This is a genomic window from Paenibacillus polysaccharolyticus, assembly GCF_023714295.1.
GTDB classification, from domain to species: Bacteria; Bacillota; Bacilli; order Paenibacillales; family Paenibacillaceae; genus Paenibacillus; species Paenibacillus polysaccharolyticus_A.
On the sequence record NZ_JAMAUN010000006.1, the window covers coordinates 196,455 to 216,500 of the forward strand.

Annotated in this window: 11 protein-coding genes; 4 read left to right on the forward strand and 7 right to left on the reverse strand. The window is 45.3% G+C overall.

Annotated features, from left to right (window positions below; all coding sequences use genetic code 11):
• The first annotated feature begins 17 nt into the window (after positions 1 to 17).
• Positions 18 to 890: a hypothetical protein gene (locus M3629_RS16485; RefSeq protein ID WP_251508445.1), complete on the forward strand. Its 873-nt coding sequence runs from the start codon at positions 18 to 20 to the stop codon at positions 888 to 890.
• A gap of 84 nt (positions 891 to 974) precedes the next feature.
• On the opposite strand, the gene M3629_RS16490 is transcribed toward M3629_RS16485, so the two are convergent.
• The 4 genes from M3629_RS16490 to M3629_RS16505 all read right to left on the reverse strand — a co-directional run bounded on the left by M3629_RS16490 (position 975) and on the right by M3629_RS16505 (position 7,877).
• Positions 975 to 2,834, reverse strand: coding sequence for a hypothetical protein (locus M3629_RS16490; protein ID WP_251508447.1), 1,860 nt, complete (start codon positions 2,832 to 2,834; stop codon positions 975 to 977).
• 11 nt (positions 2,835 to 2,845) lie between these two features.
• Positions 2,846 to 5,137 (reverse strand): glycosyltransferase family 2 protein, encoded by a 2,292-nt coding sequence (locus tag M3629_RS16495; protein WP_251508448.1) that lies wholly within the window; start codon positions 5,135 to 5,137, stop codon positions 2,846 to 2,848.
• Positions 5,137 to 6,231, reverse strand: a complete 1,095-nt coding sequence (locus M3629_RS16500) for a bifunctional glycosyltransferase family 2/GtrA family protein (protein WP_251508450.1) — start codon at positions 6,229 to 6,231, stop codon at positions 5,137 to 5,139. Before M3629_RS16500 ends, M3629_RS16495 begins: the two co-directional genes overlap by 1 nt.
• Positions 6,232 to 6,608: 377 nt before the next feature.
• Positions 6,609 to 7,877, reverse strand: a complete 1,269-nt coding sequence (locus M3629_RS16505; protein ID WP_251508453.1) for an L-lactate MFS transporter — start codon at positions 7,875 to 7,877, stop codon at positions 6,609 to 6,611.
• A 248-nt stretch (positions 7,878 to 8,125) separates the two neighbouring features.
• On the opposite strand from M3629_RS16505, the gene M3629_RS16510 reads away from it, so the two are divergent.
• Positions 8,126 to 8,848, forward strand: a complete 723-nt coding sequence (locus M3629_RS16510; RefSeq protein WP_251508454.1) for a YheC/YheD family protein — start codon at positions 8,126 to 8,128, stop codon at positions 8,846 to 8,848.
• Positions 8,849 to 8,974: 126 nt separating this feature from the next.
• Positions 8,975 to 9,463, forward strand: a complete 489-nt coding sequence (locus M3629_RS16515) for a GNAT family N-acetyltransferase (protein ID WP_251508456.1) — start codon at positions 8,975 to 8,977, stop codon at positions 9,461 to 9,463.
• Between the two features lie 110 nt (positions 9,464 to 9,573).
• Here M3629_RS16515 and M3629_RS16520 read toward each other — a convergent pair whose 3' ends face one another.
• On the reverse strand, positions 9,574 to 9,909 hold the full coding sequence (locus M3629_RS16520; protein ID WP_090923530.1) for a hypothetical protein: 336 nt from the start codon (positions 9,907 to 9,909) through the stop codon (positions 9,574 to 9,576).
• A gap of 156 nt (positions 9,910 to 10,065) precedes the next feature.
• A complete protein-coding gene (locus M3629_RS16525) occupies positions 10,066 to 12,195 on the reverse strand; it encodes a 5'-nucleotidase C-terminal domain-containing protein (protein ID WP_251508458.1) in 2,130 nt (709 codons plus the stop codon).
• A 491-nt stretch (positions 12,196 to 12,686) separates the two neighbouring features.
• On the opposite strand from M3629_RS16525, the gene M3629_RS16530 reads away from it, so the two are divergent.
• Positions 12,687 to 13,313, forward strand: coding sequence for a hypothetical protein (locus tag M3629_RS16530; protein ID WP_251508460.1), 627 nt, complete (start codon positions 12,687 to 12,689; stop codon positions 13,311 to 13,313).
• A 168-nt stretch (positions 13,314 to 13,481) separates the two neighbouring features.
• On the opposite strand, the gene M3629_RS16535 is transcribed toward M3629_RS16530, so the two are convergent.
• Complete coding sequence (locus M3629_RS16535; protein WP_251508462.1) at positions 13,482 to 19,772, reverse strand: Ig-like domain-containing protein; 6,291 nt, start codon at positions 19,770 to 19,772, stop codon at positions 13,482 to 13,484.
• Positions 19,773 to 20,046: the final 274 nt, after the last annotated feature.

Consider the following 20,046-nt stretch of genomic DNA (forward strand, 5'->3'; position numbering starts at 1 on the left):
AATAGGGGTGTTTACGAATGAAGGTTTCAAGCACAACGCCGTTTGACCTCAATGCCTACACTCATTCACAACAACGCACAGGACAAGCGAATCCATCAAATCAACCAACGATGATTACGGGGAAGTTCGATTTGTCTCATGACATAGATACCGTGGAGATCAGTAACGCTTCCAGACAGCTTGTCTCCTCGGATGTCGTGAACCATTCAGCCGTTTACTTCGGCACCGTTCAGATCAACGAGTCACTGGAACGCCTGCTCAAGGGCCATTCTTCTGAGGTTAAAGAAACGGTCTATGGCATTATTCAATCTAACCTGATTACGGATGTAACAGATAAGGACGATCGATCCGCTTTACTCGAACTGGGTCTAACTCAAGCACAATACATAGCGGACAACTACATAAAAGGCGATCAGGCCACCGAGTTCATGAATACGTTCCGTCAGATTGCAGCAATCTCCACAACCAGAACGATCAACCCTGAAACGAAGCAAGTTCAGTATGATACACCACCACAACGGCCGGTTGGTGCACCAGAGGATTACGTGGATCTCAATTACATGATGCGTAAATTCCAGCCTCAGACCTATGATAAGTTGCAGGACGCCATCGTAAACAACAAAGACTGGAGCAGCATTCTACAGAACTTTGCGAAACAGGCCTCCACGAATCAGGCATGGATCAAAGAATACCGTGAGGATGCGGCCCGTTCTGCTGATAACCTGCCCATCCCGAACCGATTTGAAAATGCTGACACGACCAACCTAAGCTCATTTGTCCATGCGGTGAAAGAGATCATTACCCGGACCGATTCGCCAAACAACAAGCTGCTAATCGATAATATCGAAGCTTTTATGCGAAAGCTTCAACCCGAGGGTAAGGCTACCTAACTAGTCGTTCCGCTCACTGCATATTAAAAAGCTCCACGCCCCGGTTTCATGGGAGTGGAGCTTTTGTTTAATTCGTTCTTGTTGCTACTGCAACGTCAGCACAACTTTATCGCCGGATCGGGTGATCTTATAAATCCCTTTTTGCATGTCGATGCCGTAGTGCTTTTTCAGTAGCATTTTCGCATTCAGATCTGTCTCAATCACCACAAGATAGTCGTAGCCGCTTAGCAGATTGTCCATGTTATCCTCGTAGAACAGCACGATACCGTCCACATTGGGAGCATATAAGAAGTATCTACCCACGTATTGCATGTAATAACTGGTCACCTGTTGATCTCGGTCAGAGCCGTAAAACAGATACTTGTTACGATCTTCCTTGCCGCCCGTGTACCAGCGGTCCCCCGTCACGCTTTGAACCTCGTAGGGAAGAGTTTGATCATACGTTCTGGTGATCGAGATCATACCGTTATATTCGGACAAGAGCGTCGTTGCGGCGAGTGCCATACAGGCGATGATTCCTTGCTGATATTGCCTCTTGGTCTGCACCGTCTTGAATGCTTGATAATCAGGAACCTCACCAATGCGGTAATGGAACGTACGTTCAATGTCAACAGCTGCACAGAGTACCAGTCCACCGGCAAAGAGTACAACGATACTTGAAGCGTAACGCTCGAACCCAGCCAGCCGGATAGCTTCATCCACAGGCATGGAGAACAGGTATAGCGCCAGAATTCCGGCATAATACAGAACAACGACCACGTTCAGGGCAATCAGCGCTTTCCAGAGATTCCACTTCTTCTTGAGCACCACATAGGCCACAATCGAAGCGGCGATTGCTGCAATTTCAAAAATAACAATCCCCAGCACGGGCCTGGAAGTAATATCCACACTTGATTTCAGGAAGAGCACGAGAATTTCCCACTTTTGCTCTGCTGTTTTACCCGACTTTAAAGCCGCAGCAGCTCCCTCGAACTTGTTATTCACACCTTGGAATACCGTTGCCATACGCCAGCTCCAACTGAAATACGGCAGCAATGCCCCTGCTATCGTACCGACCACAGCGAGTCCAATCTCCCAGTTCGCACGCTGTTTATTCGTAAGCCAGATGTATACGAGAAAGATCAGACCCACGGCAGCAAAAATGATGCCTGTGCTTTTGATTACCGTCAGCAGACCTGCCAGCGGCAGAATAAGGATGCAAGCTCGCTTAAGATCATGACGATACTGATATATGGCTGCGACCATCGCGAGTGCATAAATCGGAAGCAGGAAGTCTACCAACAGGTTGGTAATGCGAATCGTCAGGTTGAAGAAGGACAAGGTCGATAAACCTAACCCAAGAAACGCATATAATAGGAACCTTTTTTTCTCTGACACGATGCCAAACATGGCGTAGAAACATGAAAAGATCAGCAGCCCCTGCGCCAGTAACATAATCGGCTGGGCATGTCCCATAAATCGGCAGATGTAATAGATAAACGACGACGTACCGAGCGGGTAATTTTTAAACTCAATCAGGTCCGAATTCGGTGTTGGAAACGCATTGGTGCTGAGCATCTCCTTCACCACAATCGCCCAATGTGAGAAATTATCGTAGTGAGTCAGCTCCGTGTGGAACAGAATGAGCAGAAATATGCAAACCCCGCCGAGAAAACTTAATTGAAATAACGAAAATGATAATGACCATGTGCCCCGTTTACTTTGGTACAAAGCCTGTATCACTCTGCCTCTAAACAGCAGTAAGCCTATGACCAGCACAACAATGCTGCCCGGGAAGAGCTGCCCTGCTAACCCGGCAAAATAAACGATACAGGCGATAGCCGAGAACACAAATATCGGAATAAACTCCCACCGGATGGACATCACTTTACGGACAAACTGCATATAACCGACCATCGATATTATGAGTAAAATGCCCATCACAAGTTGAAGCAAAAACAGCATGTCTATCTCTCCTAACCCTCTTTGGTGAACCGCTCAGCTTGTGGACGAATCAAATCACTTAGTAACTGATCAATCAAACCACGCCCCAAGATCTCATCGATATTCTCTACGGAGAGAAGCACTTCACGTTTGTTTGCCGTTGTTTTTCCCGTATGTTTCAAGACCACTTCAATATTGCTTTCAGTGTAAAAAGTAACCTCTGCACCTTCTGCTATCTTCCCTTGCAGATTGGTGGCAGAGAAGAAACGATAATTAAAGCTGAGCAGTGTGCAGCTCGCATGATTCGTAAACGTTACGGGAAGATGAAGGGAAAGCCTTGGCATCTTCCGCTGATCCGATTTGGGCTGCACAATCCGTTTTTTCACATTACGCAGCATGTCGTCATATGCAGTGTCCCATAGGTTCATCTGCTCCGGTAGCGAGTGCTTACGGTCATAGATGAGCTGCATGTAATGCCGGTTATCCGTCTCACTGAGCGGTTTAACCGTTGCGGAATAGCGCCAGCCTTCGCCATCTGCTTTTACATATACGATTACTGCATCAAGATTAGCCTCGTATCGGCTCGATTGGACAACCAGAGAGATGGTCTTCTGCTCTGGTAGATAAATCGGGTACGGTACATAAAATGCAATGCCATTTTCCGAAAGATCCACTGTCTTGGCCTCGTAACGCAGCGTGTTGTCCGGATAACGGATGATCACGTCCTCTTGTGCCCGTATCCGTTCATTCTCCCGGTATGCTCGCCGCCCGATCATAAAGAAGAGCGCATAGAACAAAGCAATCATATTGTGAACGAGCCAGAAGATGATAATACTGCTGAAAAACAAAGCGATGCCGTACTTGCCGTTCACGTACCTGATAATCGCAGCGATGGACAGAATCAGCAGGAAAATATGCGGCAGTGCATATTTCATTGATGCGATCCACTCGCGTCCGGTGGAACGATTTTTATTCGTCACCTTGAACTTACGCTCACGGATACCTATCGTCTCCAGAATGACCGGCCAGATCAGATATGGCATGAAGATCGTATCAATGACCTGACTCCAGCGCTGATTCCGTATATTACTGGACAGGTAACGCATCGACAGACTGTAAAAGAAATACGATGGCAACCAGAAGATTAGAATCTGCCAAAAGGTCGTATTTACGATCTGGAAATCAAATAAAGCAAACAGAATGGGGGACAAAATAAAAATCAGCCGATTGAAAAAAGACCACCAGTATAAAAAACTGCTCACATAAGTCACTCTAGTCCAGAAAGGTAACTTTCTGGAGATCGGTGCACGCGTATTTTGCAAACTCTGAATGATGCCTCTCGCCCATCGTATCCGCTGTTTAATCATGCTCGGGATCGTGGTCGTTGTCTGTCCTGCAGCCTGTACCTCCTGCGTGGCATACGTAATATATCCTTCCTGCTGTAAACGGATGCTCGTCTCAAAATCCTCCGTGATGGTGTTCAGTGGAAACCCACCGATATCCACCATCCCTTGCCGGGCAATCACTGTATTACTGCCGGTATACGCAACCGCATTGGACGCATTGCGCAGAATGTTAACCTCGCGCGAGAAAAAATCCTGCTCGTTCGGAATACCCTGCTCCGCATATAGGTTGAATTGGAACAGATCCGGGTTGTAAAAGCTTTGCGGGGTCTGCACCAGCCCCAGCTTAAAGGTTGGATCGATCTCCTCTTCACGGCGAAGGCGCCATTCTCCGTTTTCTTCGATAAACGTGGAGAGCATGAAGTAGGGTACGGTTTTCATCAGAAACGTATGCTGCGGAATCATATCAGCATCAAAGGTTGCAATGAGTGGAGACGATGTCTTGCTCAGGGCATTGTTCAGATTGCCGGATTTGGCATCCTTGTTGCCAGGGAATCCCAGATAACCAATGCCGAACTGCTTCGCCAACTCTTCTACCGCAGGTCTGGCCCCATCATCGCACAGGTAGATATGTACCTTCGATTTATCCGGGTAATCCATAAACGTACAGGCATTCACCGTTTTATACAAAAGGTCAACGGGTTCGTTATGTGTGGCGATAAATACATCGACGTGCGGGTAATATTCATCCGGGATCACCGGAAAATCGAGCTGCGCCCGTTTCTTTTGCATCTTTTGAAAAAATAACTCAAAGGTCGTCCCTACAGTAACCATCTCCGCCATAATGAGCAACATGCCAAAGATGACATTCAGCACCCCTTCTCCCCATGGCAGCGTAAAGAACATACGCCAGATCAGATAGATGGTCATGAGGATCATCGTGATGATGAAAAAAACGTTTTGCCTTTTCTCGTTTTGCACTACTGCCGCTTCCTCCTTGCTGCAAATACCCACCTCCGCTGCAATTGGAAACTTAGCAGGAACAGGATGGCATCACAGACGAATTTCGCTGACTTCTCATCCACGAGGAATAGGGTATGGAATAAATACACGCCTGTACTCGACAACAATATAACCAAGCCACATAGCGTTAAGTAACGCCACAAACTGCCTCTGCTGTCTTCCTTCCGAAACACAAAATATCGATTCAAAACATAATTCACGACAATTGAAATGACTCGGGCAATCACGGTCGCGAGCAAAATTCTTAAATAATGCTGATCCCCCATCAGGGGACGCAAAAAATCGATCAAAAACCAGGCAATCCCCAAATCAACGACAGAGCTGGCAACCGACGAGGATATAAAACGAAAGAAATTCGAGAACAGCACCCCCATCACCCGGGCACTATCCTGAATGGCTTTGAAATGTGTACCCGCATTGCCATTCTCATAGATGACCTGAATGGGTACCGTATGAATGGCAATACCTGACTGAATACAGGAGATCAGCATCTGTAGTTCATATTCAAAACGCTTGCCGCGTACATCCAACATAAATGACAATAACTCTGTACCGAAGGCACGAAGTCCCGTCTGGGTATCCGACAGTTTTTTTCCATATAACAGCGCAAAAATAAATGACGTCATCCGATTACCAAACAAAGATTTAGGTGGAATATCGCCCTCACTGAAATCCCGCACGCCGAGCAGTAAGTCATTCGGACGACGTTTGGCTTCCTGAGCAATCCGATACACATCCTCTGCAGCGTGTTGCCCATCTGAATCCGCAGTAACTACGTAGTGAGCCTGTCCGTAATGCTGTGTTATGTAACGAAATCCGGTCTTTAGCGCCTCACCTTTCCCCTGATTCTGTGCGTGTCGCAACAAGATGCATCCATTATCTTCTAATTCTTCGAAAATGTGCTGGTATTTCTCGCCAGAACCATCATCTACAATGACCAAATTCGTAAAACCGTAGTCTCGCAACTGACGTACATAGGATAAAAGTCTATCATCTGGTTCCAGCGAAGGAATGAGGATGATCGTTTTGTCCTTTTCTTTTGCTATAATCATCCGAAATGAGCCCCAATTCGACATATTTTCATGAAAATTTGGCGTATATTAGCGTTAATATCTTCCTTGAATATAGGAGAGTATACCATCGAAAAGGTAGGTCGTAAACGAGAAATTTTGTAATCTAATGGTAAAAAAGTTTTAGATTTTCATGCACATATGTTAGTCGGAACAGACTATATCACTCTGACATATTAATCACTCCGATCCTTATAAATAATAAAGAACCGTCCGTCTATTAAACGGGCGGTTCAGATTATGTCATATGACTTAGTCAACAGCGTGGTGAAATGAAAGAATACTATTAGATATGAAGTACAGCAGAACCTCCCTATAAAAATGCCGCCGGGATCTCAAATGCTATTGAATACTTTTGTTCATACTGTCACTTTATGATTGTTATTCACATTTTTGTTCTGATACCGGACAGCCCACTTATATACGAAGGTTAGAAGAAATCCGGTCAGGCCACAGATTGCCGCAATAACAAAGGCTCTCTGATAACTGCCATCTGTACTATACACATTCCTCATAATGGACGGTCCGAAATAGCCGGCCAGTGCGAATCCAATAAACATAATCCCATAATTCACACTGTTGTTTTTGGCTCCAAACTGATCTGCCGTGAAGCCTGGGAATACCCCCATTAAAGAACCAAAACTTAAACCAATCATTGAAATTCCCATATAAAAAGTACCTACGCCGTTCTCTCCTGAAAAATAAAGCATTATCAGGCCAGCCACAGATAAGAGAGACGTAATGGCAAGTGTATTGATTCGGCCAATTTTGTCTGAGATATATCCGGCCAGAATCCGGCCACCTGTGTTAAACAGTGCCAAGATCGATACAACTGTTGTTGCCGCAGCAGCCGATAAACCAACCATTTTCTGCGCTATAGGCGAAGCTTGAGAGGTGCACATCAGTCCGGCAAAAGCTCCGCTAATTAACAGCAAGATCATCACGTAGAAGATCGGGCTTGCAAGCATGCCTTTCCAATTCTTATCTTCTCGTGGAGAACGACCAAGTTGGACAGCGCTCGGTGTCCATCCTGACGGAGTAAAATCAGCCGGGCATTTCTCGATAAAGAACGAAGCTACGCAAATAATAAGTAGAAAGGCAATCCCTATAATCATGAATGCAGAGGTTACCCCCGAGCTGCTAATTAACACATTGGCAACCGGAGGAATGATCACGGAACTTAACCCATAAGCAGCCGTCGTTACACCCCCAACCAAGCCGCGTTTGTCCGGGAAAAATTTAATGGAGTTGCTAATCGTACACCCGTAAACCATTCCTGTTCCCAACCCAAGCACAATCCCATAAGCAAACACCAAAAAACCTACAGATGTGGCAAAGCTGGATAAAATCATGCCTCCCCCAAATAAGATCCCTCCAACCAGAATGACCTTTTTGGGTCCGAACCTGTCATTAATCCATCCGCCCGATATCATCGTAATGGGTCCGACTGAATTGCAGATCGTAAACGCAATAGCCAAATCCCCGGGTGTCAATGTACGTCCTGTGAGACCACTTAGATAAGCTGCCATTGGAGCAGCAAATACACTCCATGCATAAATGGATCCAATACATAGGTTGATAAAACAGCTTGCAATCAGAATAATCCATCTCTTTTTTGTCAGTTCCACTGAGATCTTTTCCCCTCATGTTTGTATTGTGAAATATTTCACTAATATATGCGATAAAGTGTAGCACAGCTTTTTATATTCATCTATGACAACACGTATAGCTTTATCAGGGATTTTTTGTAGTTACCTAACAGGGTAGAGGTTCTCATATTTAGACGAATGGTAGCTTATGCCAGAACCAGGTTTGAACTAAAATAAGATAAGAGTCGTTGATCCTGATTTAATCCTGATTAAAGGCTGTGATATCAATGTTATTTCAACGGGACAAATGGTTTCAGTATCGGGCCTTTCGCAGTGTCCCTTTGCTCGCCAGACGATTGCCAGAAACACAGTTGCTTGAGAAAGAAACCTTAGACCATATGCTTCTGCAACATTCAAGTGTCGTGCTGAAACCCTGCGACGGACGTTATGGGAGAGATATTGTGTTCATCCGGCGGCTGAAAACAGGTACCTATCAAATCCAAATTGAGAATAATATCATTACCCTGCAAAACAAGAGTGATTTACAGGATTGGTTTGATCAACTCCACAAGGATCGTGAGTATATCATCCAGCAGCGTCTGTATTTAGCTCGTATTCGGCAAAGACCGTTCGATCTTCGTATCATGGTTCAACGTCAAAAAGCAACTTCATCTGCCTGGAAGGTAACCGGTTCCTACGCCAAAATTGCGTCACGAGGATATCTGGTGACTAATGTGACCAACCGTACCATTCCTGTTATCAAAGCATTGCAACTAGCACGTGTAGGTGGACGAAAACTGCTCCTTCATGTGGAGCGCACTGCTCTGTTAGCTGCCAAGAGCCTCGAAGTTCACTACCCTGACCTAAGACAAATCGGTTTCGATATCGGCATCGACAAGAAAGGCCAAATCTGGATCATTGAAGGTAATTACCGACCCGACCTTCGTCCGTTCCGGCGCTTGAAAGACTCATCGATGTATCGCCGAATCTTGTGGTATCAGAAGCATTAATTTCAAGTTTTACGATGCAAAGAAGCCACTCTCCCTTAACCTGGAGAGTCGCTTTAACTTTTCGATAGAGACTAGGATCCTTTATAATATGAATAGCAAAATCACAACTCACACAGGAGAATACATATGAAAATTGTTAAGAGTCACCAAATCCCTGCTACAAAGCAGAATGATTTTTTTGTTGAACATTGGGGAAGTCCGAAGATGGCCATCTCAACAGGTGTCTATCATATTGATAAGCTGAATGGGTACGCTGTACTGAATGAAGTTGGAGACATTAGAGGTTATATTACATACGTTATGCATGAAGATCGTTGCGAAGTGATTTCTCTAGATAGCCTAGACGAAAATCAAGGAATTGGATCAGCCCTTTTGGCGAAAGTTGAGGAAACTGCAAAGCGAGCCAAACGGAATCAGATTCAGCTGATCACCACAAATGACAACCTACATGCCCTCCTTTTCTATCAAAAAAAAGGATATCAGATTATTCGGATCATCCCAGATGCAGTTGCAAAGGCAAGAGTTTTGAAACCAAGCATTCCTCTAATTTCTGAACAAGGTATCCCCATTCGAGATGAACTGCTTCTGCAAAAGATTATGGTTCCTAATAGCTGATCCGTTTAGTGATGCAGATGACCCAAACGCCAAAAAAAGCGACTCCCCGTTAATCTGGAGAGTCGCCTTTTAACATACTTTTCCTCTTTTTTATAACATTGACATCATCATTAACATTTCCGACGACGTCTAGCCGAACTTACTACACGCGTTACCCGGAATTGGTTCGGGCCCACCTGGATAATCGCGAACTGGCTGTATGATGTTCCTGATGACGTGTACGGTTCTGCCTCAATATTTCCACTCGGTGTGATCACAGTAGCAGTAATTCGAGTCACCAGGCAAACACCACGCCCCGAAGACTGCCAAGTCCCTTCACGTTGTACACTGTAACGGTCATTGCTACAGAAGATAGACGCATACTCGACCGTTCCATACGCATTAAACGAAGTAGAGTTATAAATCTGAACTGGATCATACCCACCTGTAGGTCTACGATTTCCCATTCTCAAAACCTCCTTATTGTTGATAGTTTATTAGATGCAATAGAGCGATTTTGGTGAGGGATAGACGTGGACAAGGCTGAAAAAGTGTATTTGCCTTACAAAAAAAACCACCCGCCATGTTAGCGAGTGGTTTGCAACTGCTGTAGCAATGATGAATTAAGAAGCTTTCGCCGCTGCTGCTTTCTGAATTAATGCTTTGGCATCATTTATCGAAAGGCCTTGCTTAGGTTCCAGCATTTTTTTGTCTATTGCAATGAAAATACCTTTATCAATCAGTTTCGCTAGTGGTTTCACCGCGTAAGCTGATACCGACTTTCCATCTTCGAAGCCGGCAATGATCGTTGCCGCTTTCGCTTCGGATGCCGGACTGTTCACCAATTTGGACAAAATGGTTGCTGCCTCTTCCCGGGTGATATCACGCTCAGGATAGAAATTACCACCGTAGCCTTGGATAAATCCGGCTTTCATAGCTTCTGCAATGGCATCGGCATATGTTGCATTCGCAGCAACATCCTTAAATGCAGGCGCTGTAGATACTGCGTCAAGCTTCAGCATATCCACGAGTGCAGTTACGAATTCAGCACGAGAAATAGGTTCATTGTTCACCGGTGCTGGAATTTCTGTTGGCTCTGTAGCAACACCAATATTTGTGATACGGGCTTCTTTTTTAGCTTGAATATCGCCACCCTTGAATGTATCTGTGATGTATTTGTAGAACACATCCAGATCAATTGGGCCAGCCAAGGAGGATTTTGCATCCAGCAGCACTTTGTAGTTGTCTCCACCTGCAGCCATGAAATTGTTCACGACAGCCGTGTATGATTTTTTAGGATCAACTGCTGTACCATCTTCCAGCGTAAGAGCTGTCACACGTTCAGCAACCGGCTTGCTAAAGTCGGCTGTGTATTTCAAACCGGCAATTTGCAACGTTTTTGTATTTGGTGTTCCATCTGCATTGGTACCCCATTGCTGTTGCAGCAACGTTTTCACCTGCTCACCTGTCAGCTCCAGCTTCACGAGTGTATTACCGAAAGGTTGGATTTTAGCCAGATCTGCAAAGGTTACATCCCCTTTTGGCAGGTCTGCACGAATACCACCTGGATTCATGAAAGCAAAGTCTGCCATGCTTGCTTTATCGCCAAAGTCTGCTTGACGCATCGCATCTGCGATCAGGTTGCCCAGTGGAGCTTCGTTATTGTAAGCATCCGTACGCAAAACGGTACCATCTGTTGTACCTACTGGCTTGGTCAGCTCAGGGTGTTTATCCAAAGACTTTTTAATGATAGCAAGTGTTTCAGGATCTTCTTTAACACCCTCTTGGAACGTGGTTGTTACAGTCGCCGATTTCTCGGTTACATCTCCCGTAACAGGGTCAATCATCAGCTTGATATCTTCAAACGCCGTACCATAAGAGTACGCTTGCACGATCAGTTTGCCATTCACGACACCGTTCGCCAGAGCGTGATTGTCACCCGCAACGATGACATCAACAGGAGAGTCTGCAGGCAAAGCTTTTGCCAAGTCAGCCGCTTCTCCAGTCGTTACCCCTTCTTTGGTCGATGCTGGGTCATGCGCCAGAATGATGATCGTTTCAACGCCTTGGTCTTGCAATTCTTTTGCGTATTTATTAACAGCTTCAACTTCTTCTTCAGCGCTCAAGAAACGTACACCTGCTGTACCTGCTGGAGATACTTTGTTCGGCGTTGATTTCGTCACGAGTCCGATGAATCCGATTTTTACGCCGCCTACTTCTTTGATCACATACGGTTTAATCAGGGGTTTACCTGTAGAGTTTTCAATCACATTTGCATTCACATAATCAAATTTGGCACCGACATGAGTTACTTTACCTTCTTTTGGATCAAGTCCGCCAAAAATTTGAGCCTTCAATGCAGCAATCCCTTGGTCAAATTCATGGTTACCCAGAGAACCTACATCAAATCCCATCATATTCATCCATTCCATCGTAGGCTCATCACGATCAAGGGATGAGACGGGAGCGGATGCACCAACCGAATCTCCATTATGGAACAGCAAGGAATGCTCGTACTTAGCTTGAGCTTCTTTGAGATAGGTTGCTAGAATTGGAGCAGAACCTGCCTTTTTATCACCTACTATAGATGTTGTATCCAGTTGGCCATGGAAGTCATTAATTCCGATCAAATGTACTTCTACATCTTTGCCTGCGGCAGAAACGGAACCCGCTGCGCCGAATAGCTGAGTAAGTAATAATGTAGCAGCGGCTACACGAATGGTGCTTTTCCCCAACACTTTTTTCCAAGACATGAGTAAACAAAACCCCTCTCCAATTTCATATCCTGAGATATTTTACCACAGTTCAATTCATAAAAGTGGTTAAATCTATTAAATCTATGTAAAAAAATATGAAAATGATAGAAATCCTTATATTGAAAATGTTTCATTTTATATTTTTTACTTGCTATAGTGGAATAAAATGTTATATATTTTCTTTGTAATTACTTTCCATCTCTGTTACATGAACAACCCTCTTTCACCACCTTCCTGCAACTCCTGAAAAGCACATTTAAGCTCAATACCAGATAAACCTATATCCTAGTATTTCATTTTCCTTTAAAGGAGGTGAACCTGAGAGCTCTGTACATATGGCTGTCCCATGAATGACCACTGGGAGATGTGTTGATTGCTCTTTCACCACTTCTGACCGAACGCTATGTTGCATTACGGCAATACCCGTAAGCGTTTGTTGTACTGCGCAATTTGCATCAACCATTCTAAGGAATATAGGAGAGTGTCCAATGAAAAAGCTATTTTTCCCAAAATCGTTCCGCATTTTTATCGCGTGTTTGCTGATCCTGGCCTTTGCTGTACCCACAACAGCCTCTGCAGGCTACCTTGGAGATAAATTGTTGATCGGTCAGAGTATGCAAAAAGGGGACTATCTTACCTCCCAAGACGGCAGGTTTTCAGCCATCTGGCAGGATGACGGGAATTTCGTAATCTACCAGAACGGCTCTTCTCTATGGAGCAGTGGCACAAGTAAAAGCGGAGCACTTTCGTTTAAATTCGAACAACAATATGGGAAGCCTGTCATCTATAAATATGGAACGAAGTGGCAAACAGTTTATCAATATGCTTATCGTTGGGGAACCAACCCGGCCACAGGGAAGTATGAATACTATTATGGCCCGGGCTGGGATACCGTACTGGTAACAGATACAACCAAGCTGGTAGATGCCTGGTTTGCGAATACTGCAGCATGGATTCCTGGTCACCACGGAAGCACGCTGCCAACGGATACAACAGGGGATACATTCATCATGCAAAACGACGGTAACCTGGTGCTCTACAACACTACCTTGACCAACGCATATTATCCGAATAGCTGGATTCCTGTCTGGGCTTCCAATACAGGCGGCCGTTAATAAGATTGATACCCGTGGCTCCAGGGCCGTGATCATCATTACGATGTTATGTAAAAAAAGCCGAAGAAGGGACTCACCCTACCTCGGCTTCTTTTCGTTTTTTTATACAATGAAGCATTCTCCCAAAGGATACACTTCATCTGCTTGACCACGATATTGGAGCGAAGTTTACCACAGATCTTCCGGGATGTATTTCAACATCGTTTCGGAACCATCTTCATTGATTTTATACGTATGCGTTCTTGTTGCTTCCTCAAGATGCCCGAATGACCATCTGCCCATACGGTTATCTGGGTAAGAAGCTTGTACCCCGGTCAAGGGACCTCTATACAACATCCCATTGATCATTTTGACAGCTTCCTCTCGGGTAAGCCTACTGTTGGGTTGGAAGGAGCCATTTTTATATCCTGATAGGAATCCAAAACGGTATACCTCGTCGATGGACTGCTCCGCCCAGCTTCCACTGATATCGGTAAATGAGCTGATTCTCAATATATTGTTCATCTTCAGCTCTCTTGCAACTCCCAGATAACGAGCAATGGCTGTTGCCAGTTCTGCCCGTGTGATCGGTTGATCTGGCTTGAACGTGTTATCTGCATAACCTTTAAATATCTCTTTGTTTACAACTGCTTCGATATAATCGGCTCCCCAGTAACTTGCAGCAACATCGCTAAATAACTGTACGTGACGAACCTCATCTTGCAATTGCAGTGTCCGGGCAAAGATAGCAGCTATCTCTGCACGCGTAATAAGTCGTCCAGGTTTAACGTTGCCATCTGGATATCCCATAATGTAACGGGCATGCTGATGTTCATAGCGGTTAGAATACAGCATCACCTTGATCAAGGACGCATCATCTTGTGTATTGGTGAGCGTAAGCTTGTGATCTGTTCCTATGTTAGCCGTTATGTTGCCAAAATCTTCGCCTTCGTTCATATCGTTAACCTTGAGTTTGAACGTCAGCTTACCTTGCGTTCCTCCCGTCAGTTTACCAACATTCCACTTGAGTTCTTGGCCTGTCAAAGCACCGCCGTTCGCATCAACCAAACTTAGCCCTGAAGGGATCTTAGCTTTGACGTACACACCATCGGCATCAACCGTGGTTTTATTGGCATAAATCACGGTGAAGGTAAGGGTATCTCCTTCCCCACCCTTCATTTTGTCGACTAGAATCGCTATAGCGAGATCGATAGACCCCGAAGGCGTCGTAGTTGTTGGAACAGTTGATGGTGGAGTTGAATTCGTCGGTGAGTTTGATGCACCCGTACTCGTTCCTGATCCTGATCCTCCAGATGTTGTCAGGGGTGTCATGCTAAAGTTATACAGCACAATATCCGTACCCACATGAATCAGCGGTTGGCTTGGATCAACAACCCTGCTATCGAAATCCTTATATCCTGCCTTCTTCGCAGTTAAATAATAGTCCGTATGCGGAAATACCATAAAGGCATATTGCCCTGTCGCATCACTTGTCTGCGGGTTGGCATTATCCGCTGGTGGGAAGTTATTCACCGGCGGCAAGTTAACAACCGTTCCGTTACTGTAATGAAGTGTAACAACAGCACCGGTTATCGGTTGACCTGTCACGGAATCCGTAATTGTACCGTATGGGTCAATGAGTACTTCACTGATGCTGATCTGTCCGTCTGCATTAATCTCGGTGTTCACGTGCCCCACAACGATAGGTTGTGTCCCGCCTCCTGGAAGCGGAATGTTATAGACAACTTTTGCCGTATAGTTGCCCTTGAGCACGCTGTCGATATTAAATGTTCCGTTCTGGTTAACTTGACCTGTATGATCGCCATTGCCATCATTGATCAACACGTTGTAGCCACCGCCCACAGTGCCATCGAGCATTGCGGATGCCCCTTGTGTCTTGCCAACCAGGACAACACCTGATACCGTTTTATTCGCATCAAAGGAATGGCCATCCACGCTTCCGTTTACAGGTACGCTCTGATTAAATATGACCGATTTCTTCTGGCCGCTGACTTCAACTAGCTTTGTAATCGATACATCGTAGGTTACATTCCCCTGGGGTATAGCAATGGTGTATGCTCCGTCAGCTCCTGTAACGGCAACAGCATGGAAATCAGCAATGCCGTCTCCGTCAAAATCTTTACTCACTTTGATCGAGGAACCGGCTAGTGGTTGTCCTGCTTGGTCTGTAACAACACCTGTAATAACGCCGGGGGTAATCGTAATATAGATTGTGTCACTAACCTGAATACCCTTTTGGCTATCATCAACGGTTGCCGTCAGAGGTATGGATACCGATCCCGTACCCCCAAGAACCGCTGCGGTAAAGGTTGTCTTTGCAACGCCTTCTGCATCCGTCAGAACCGTTATCGTATTCGTGTTTCCAGTAAAATGGCCGTACGTTGTATTCGGTACTTCAAATACAACTTCAACGCCTGCCTGAGGACGCCCCTCTTTATCAGTTATCACCGTCTTAAATACGGAGGTAGAAATGCCATTACCAAGAATGGATGAGGGGTTCGCTGTTAATGTGATGTCGTGATCTACAAGTTCAAAATCCTCAGTGATATGTCCATTCGGACTAACGTTTGCTGTGGATACTGAAACTTCTCTATGTGCTGGGCTATATCCATCACGTACAACTTCCAGGACATAGTTATTCATAATGACGTCCTCAAAAGTGTACTTCCCGTTTACGTCTGTTGTCGTTCGTCCTGTCTCTTTGCCTGCAAGGTCACGCAGGATCACGATAGCACCGGATACCGGCTTCTGTGTCTCCTTAACTGTAATTGTTCCATCAATGCTCGGGTTAATAAAGGTGATTGTTACCGTAGCCTCGTTGGACTTCCCTGCTGCATCAGAGGCGCGATATTTGAACGTCACACTGCCAGAGACTTCTCTTGCTGCCGCAAATGTGAATGATCCGTCCAAGTTTACATTCAGTGTTCCCTTGTTGGACTCGCTGAGTGAACTGACATCCACAGCAGTGAGGTTACCATTGTCTACATAGGTAATATCATTCAATAGAATACCCTTCTCCACTGAAACGGTCAGGGTAGCTCCTGCGACAACCTTGTAGCTGTCATTCTCAGCTGTAGGCAATTGGCTGAATTTTGCATAATAGTCTCCAGCTGAAGAAACCGTCAAGGAATAAGCTTTACCGGTACTTACAGGCGTACCTGTGCCTTCCTCGTTGTCATACCATCCTACGAAGGCATAGCCTGAGGCTGGAATTGCTGTAATCATTGCCGATTCGCCAATTCGGTAGACACCGTCACCATCTGTTGTACCACCAACATCACCAATAACATGAGTCGTGATCGGCACTTTGATGGTAATCGTAACGGTAGCTGAGCTCGAGTAGACAGTCCCGTCATAGGCCTCGTAAGTAAACGTTACATTACCAGATGCATTTGCCTCCGCAACAAAGGTAAATGATCCATCCGGGTTCACATTCAGTGTGCCTTTGCTTGTGTCACTAATCGAGCTGACGTGGTCCACTGTGAGTGGATGATTCTCATCATCGGTATCGTTAGAGAGTAAGCCACCCTCAACCGGAACGTTCAGTGTGCCTCCGCTCCTAACGTTGTAGCTGTCGTTACTTGCGGTTGGCTTATGCGCAGGTGGTGTAATGTTAATTGTTACCGTTGCTACGTTAGACCGGCTAGATCCGTTGTCGGCTTGGTAAGTAAACGTTACGCTACCCGATGCTTCTGCTTCCGCCGCGAAGGTGAATGATCCTTCGGGGTCCACACTCAGTGTGCCTTTAGTTGAATCACTAATCGAACTGATACTTACAGCAGTAAGTACACGCCCCTCGCTATCCGTATCATTGAGCAAAATGCCCTCTTCTGCTGGTATCGTAAGTGTCGTTCCTCTTACAACGCTGTACGTATCATCCGAAGCGAACGGCAACAATGTGTATTTTGCATAATAATGTTGGTCGTTCTGAACCGTGAACGTGTAGACTGCATCCGTACTTACAGGAGTCCCTGTACCTGCCTGATTGTCATACCACCCTGCAAATGTAAAGCCGTCAACCGGAACGGCTGTAATGGTCGCAGATTCACCAACGTTATAGGTGCCACCTCCTGTGACCGTGCCACCAACATCTCTGATAACATGGGTATTGATCTCAGCTGTGGTCACGTTGGTTACATCCGTGGATACCGTATTCGATACCAGGTTAATTCCCGTAATTACAGCAGTATCGCTATCTAATGTCTGCGGCGTGCCCGGTGCAGTTTTCGTAAAAGTAAGCACCCTGTTATCATTGGCCTGAACATCAATCCCTGTCTGGTTTTGCCCATCGCTAGTGACGCTGAGGCCTGTGATAGCCGAATTTGTATAGTTATACAGGGTCACTTTATAATCTATAGACCCGTTAATCGGAACGGTTGCCGGCCCTGTCTTCATAATCCCCATCTGCAAATCAAGCTTCCCGTTGTTTCCAAGTCTCATGATGGCCTTGCCATTATTCAGCGATTCCTCGGTTACATACGTTGCGCCGATTCCACCCGTTTTGGAAACGGTCTGTTTACTTGTTAAAGCCTGATAATAGGGACTGTCCGCAGGTGGATGGAAGTACGCTGCCGTCTTGGCTCCATCACTCGCATTGCCCGCATTGATGTAACGTGATGTGTCACCCACCTGATTAGGTGATACCTGAAATGTCGGTTTTACTTTATAACTGATTTTAAAAGAACCGCCTGCTGGCACACTATAGTCTCCAGGTTGCGGACTTGTCCGGTTCTTGAAGCGGTAAATATGCGATTGCATATCATCTGCGTCAATATACCATGTAAGACTGCTAACGCCTGCGACGGTTTTAATGACCGCCTTACTTCCATACCCCGCGAATGCGTACGCTGTACCACCGTTTATATTCGTACTTGTGTCTACTGTCGCAACAGCATCCCCGATTTTTAACGTGGACAGATCCACAGCAAAATCATTGCTGATATCGTCTGCAACAACGATAGCACTGGCGATATCCGCCGTTTCCGCACCGTTCCCCAGATCCGTGGTTTCCGGTATGTTAAGAAGCGGAAGTATCGTTGTGGTAGCCTCAACATCATTGGTTAAACCAGAGAAAGCCGACTTTACAATGTCATACGTTGGGGCAAATGTATAATAATTGCTGTATACAAAGGATTCTGCATAGTTAAACCCAATAGGTCCCTGAACCGCATAAGTTTTCAACATATCATAGGTGTTTTTGGCTGTACCATAGTTATAATTACTATCTTCTTTGTTCGTATCGACTCTTTTCGGGTCGAGTCCTGCCCATGCATAAACGGGTTGATTACCGTTATAGGGACCATTAATAGCCGTTGTAGAGCCAAGTCCCACAGTATATACCTTGGACTGGGTGGATTCTCCTCCATTGTATTCGGTATATTTATGATCCATAAGATTTTTCATATATGCGCCAGTAAGAATGGTCAACGCCGCAATCTCTGGATGTCCTGTACTTGCCAGACCAGTTCCGGCTGTTTCCGGAACATACTTGCTTCCGTCTGTACCATTCTGATTATAGTTCGAGACTGTGGTAGCATCAGATACCGCATTAACAAAATCCGTTTCAAAGGATTTACCCTTCGGTGAATTGTACCATGCTTTCTTGGCATGAATTGCGGCTCCATCAGATAGCAGGAATAGATAAGGCTGGCGTTTAGGGCCTTCTCCTTTCGTTCCTATATTACTCATCGTTTTTGAGACCCCGTACATAATACCATCCTGCGTTGGTGTTCCACCTCCCAGTGAAACCGCAGATTTTGATCCAACAGCGCTGCCGTCCTTAGTTAGATTACTGTTCAATGTGATGGTCTGATTTGTTGCATATTTCAGATAATCTTCTGTTTCATGACCTGAGTTGAATTGATAATGACCCAGTTCCATAAACGTGCCAAGGTGGTTGGAGGAAGCAGATCCACCGAACCAATATACTGCAACGCGGTTATTCGGATTTGCATTCATCACCGTGCGAATGGCTTCATTTGCCGCCTTTGCCATAGCTTCTACTCGGTAATATAGACCCGGCCCACCTGAGGTGTCTGCTATTTCTTTACCGCTTAGGTTCCCCATAGATGAACTCATATCCAAAATAAAAGTCACATCTGCCGCAGATCCGTTCGCATTGCCGTTCCCGCCAACGCCTGGATTCGTCGAGTTGGATGTCATATATTCCTGTGCTAAGGCAGATAACTGAATGTTGAATGTACCATCATTCTCTGCCGTAACACTCTTGTCTGTCCAGATCCGTCCATCTGAGGCAGCTGCCCCGAAACCAGCAGGTGCTGTATCTGTGACCGGATCGGCCGTTAACTTCACCCGATATTGCTTGTAGTTTGCCTCTGCTGTGGTTGGAGCGTTATCTGCATAGGCTACTGAACCTAATAATGCAGATAGACCGCTCCCTCCTAGCATTAAACATACCGTTAGCACAATAGAAATGATTTTTTTGATGCTTTGGGTCATATCCTTTTTGCCTCCATATAAAATTAAAATGTAACTGGTTCCTTTGCTGTAGATAAATGTGAATCCCCTCTCATATATGCAACCCAGTTAACTTGATATAGGGAATTCTTATACTCAACTTACAATTCAGTGCTCTCACAAAGGGACTCTACTAATGATATGACCTACTTTCTATATCAAAATGATTAGCGAGGATTAGTATAACCTTTGTCTCTAAACAAATACTGAACAAGCATTTATTGAGATTATTTCGTTGCTACTTCACTCGTTTTAT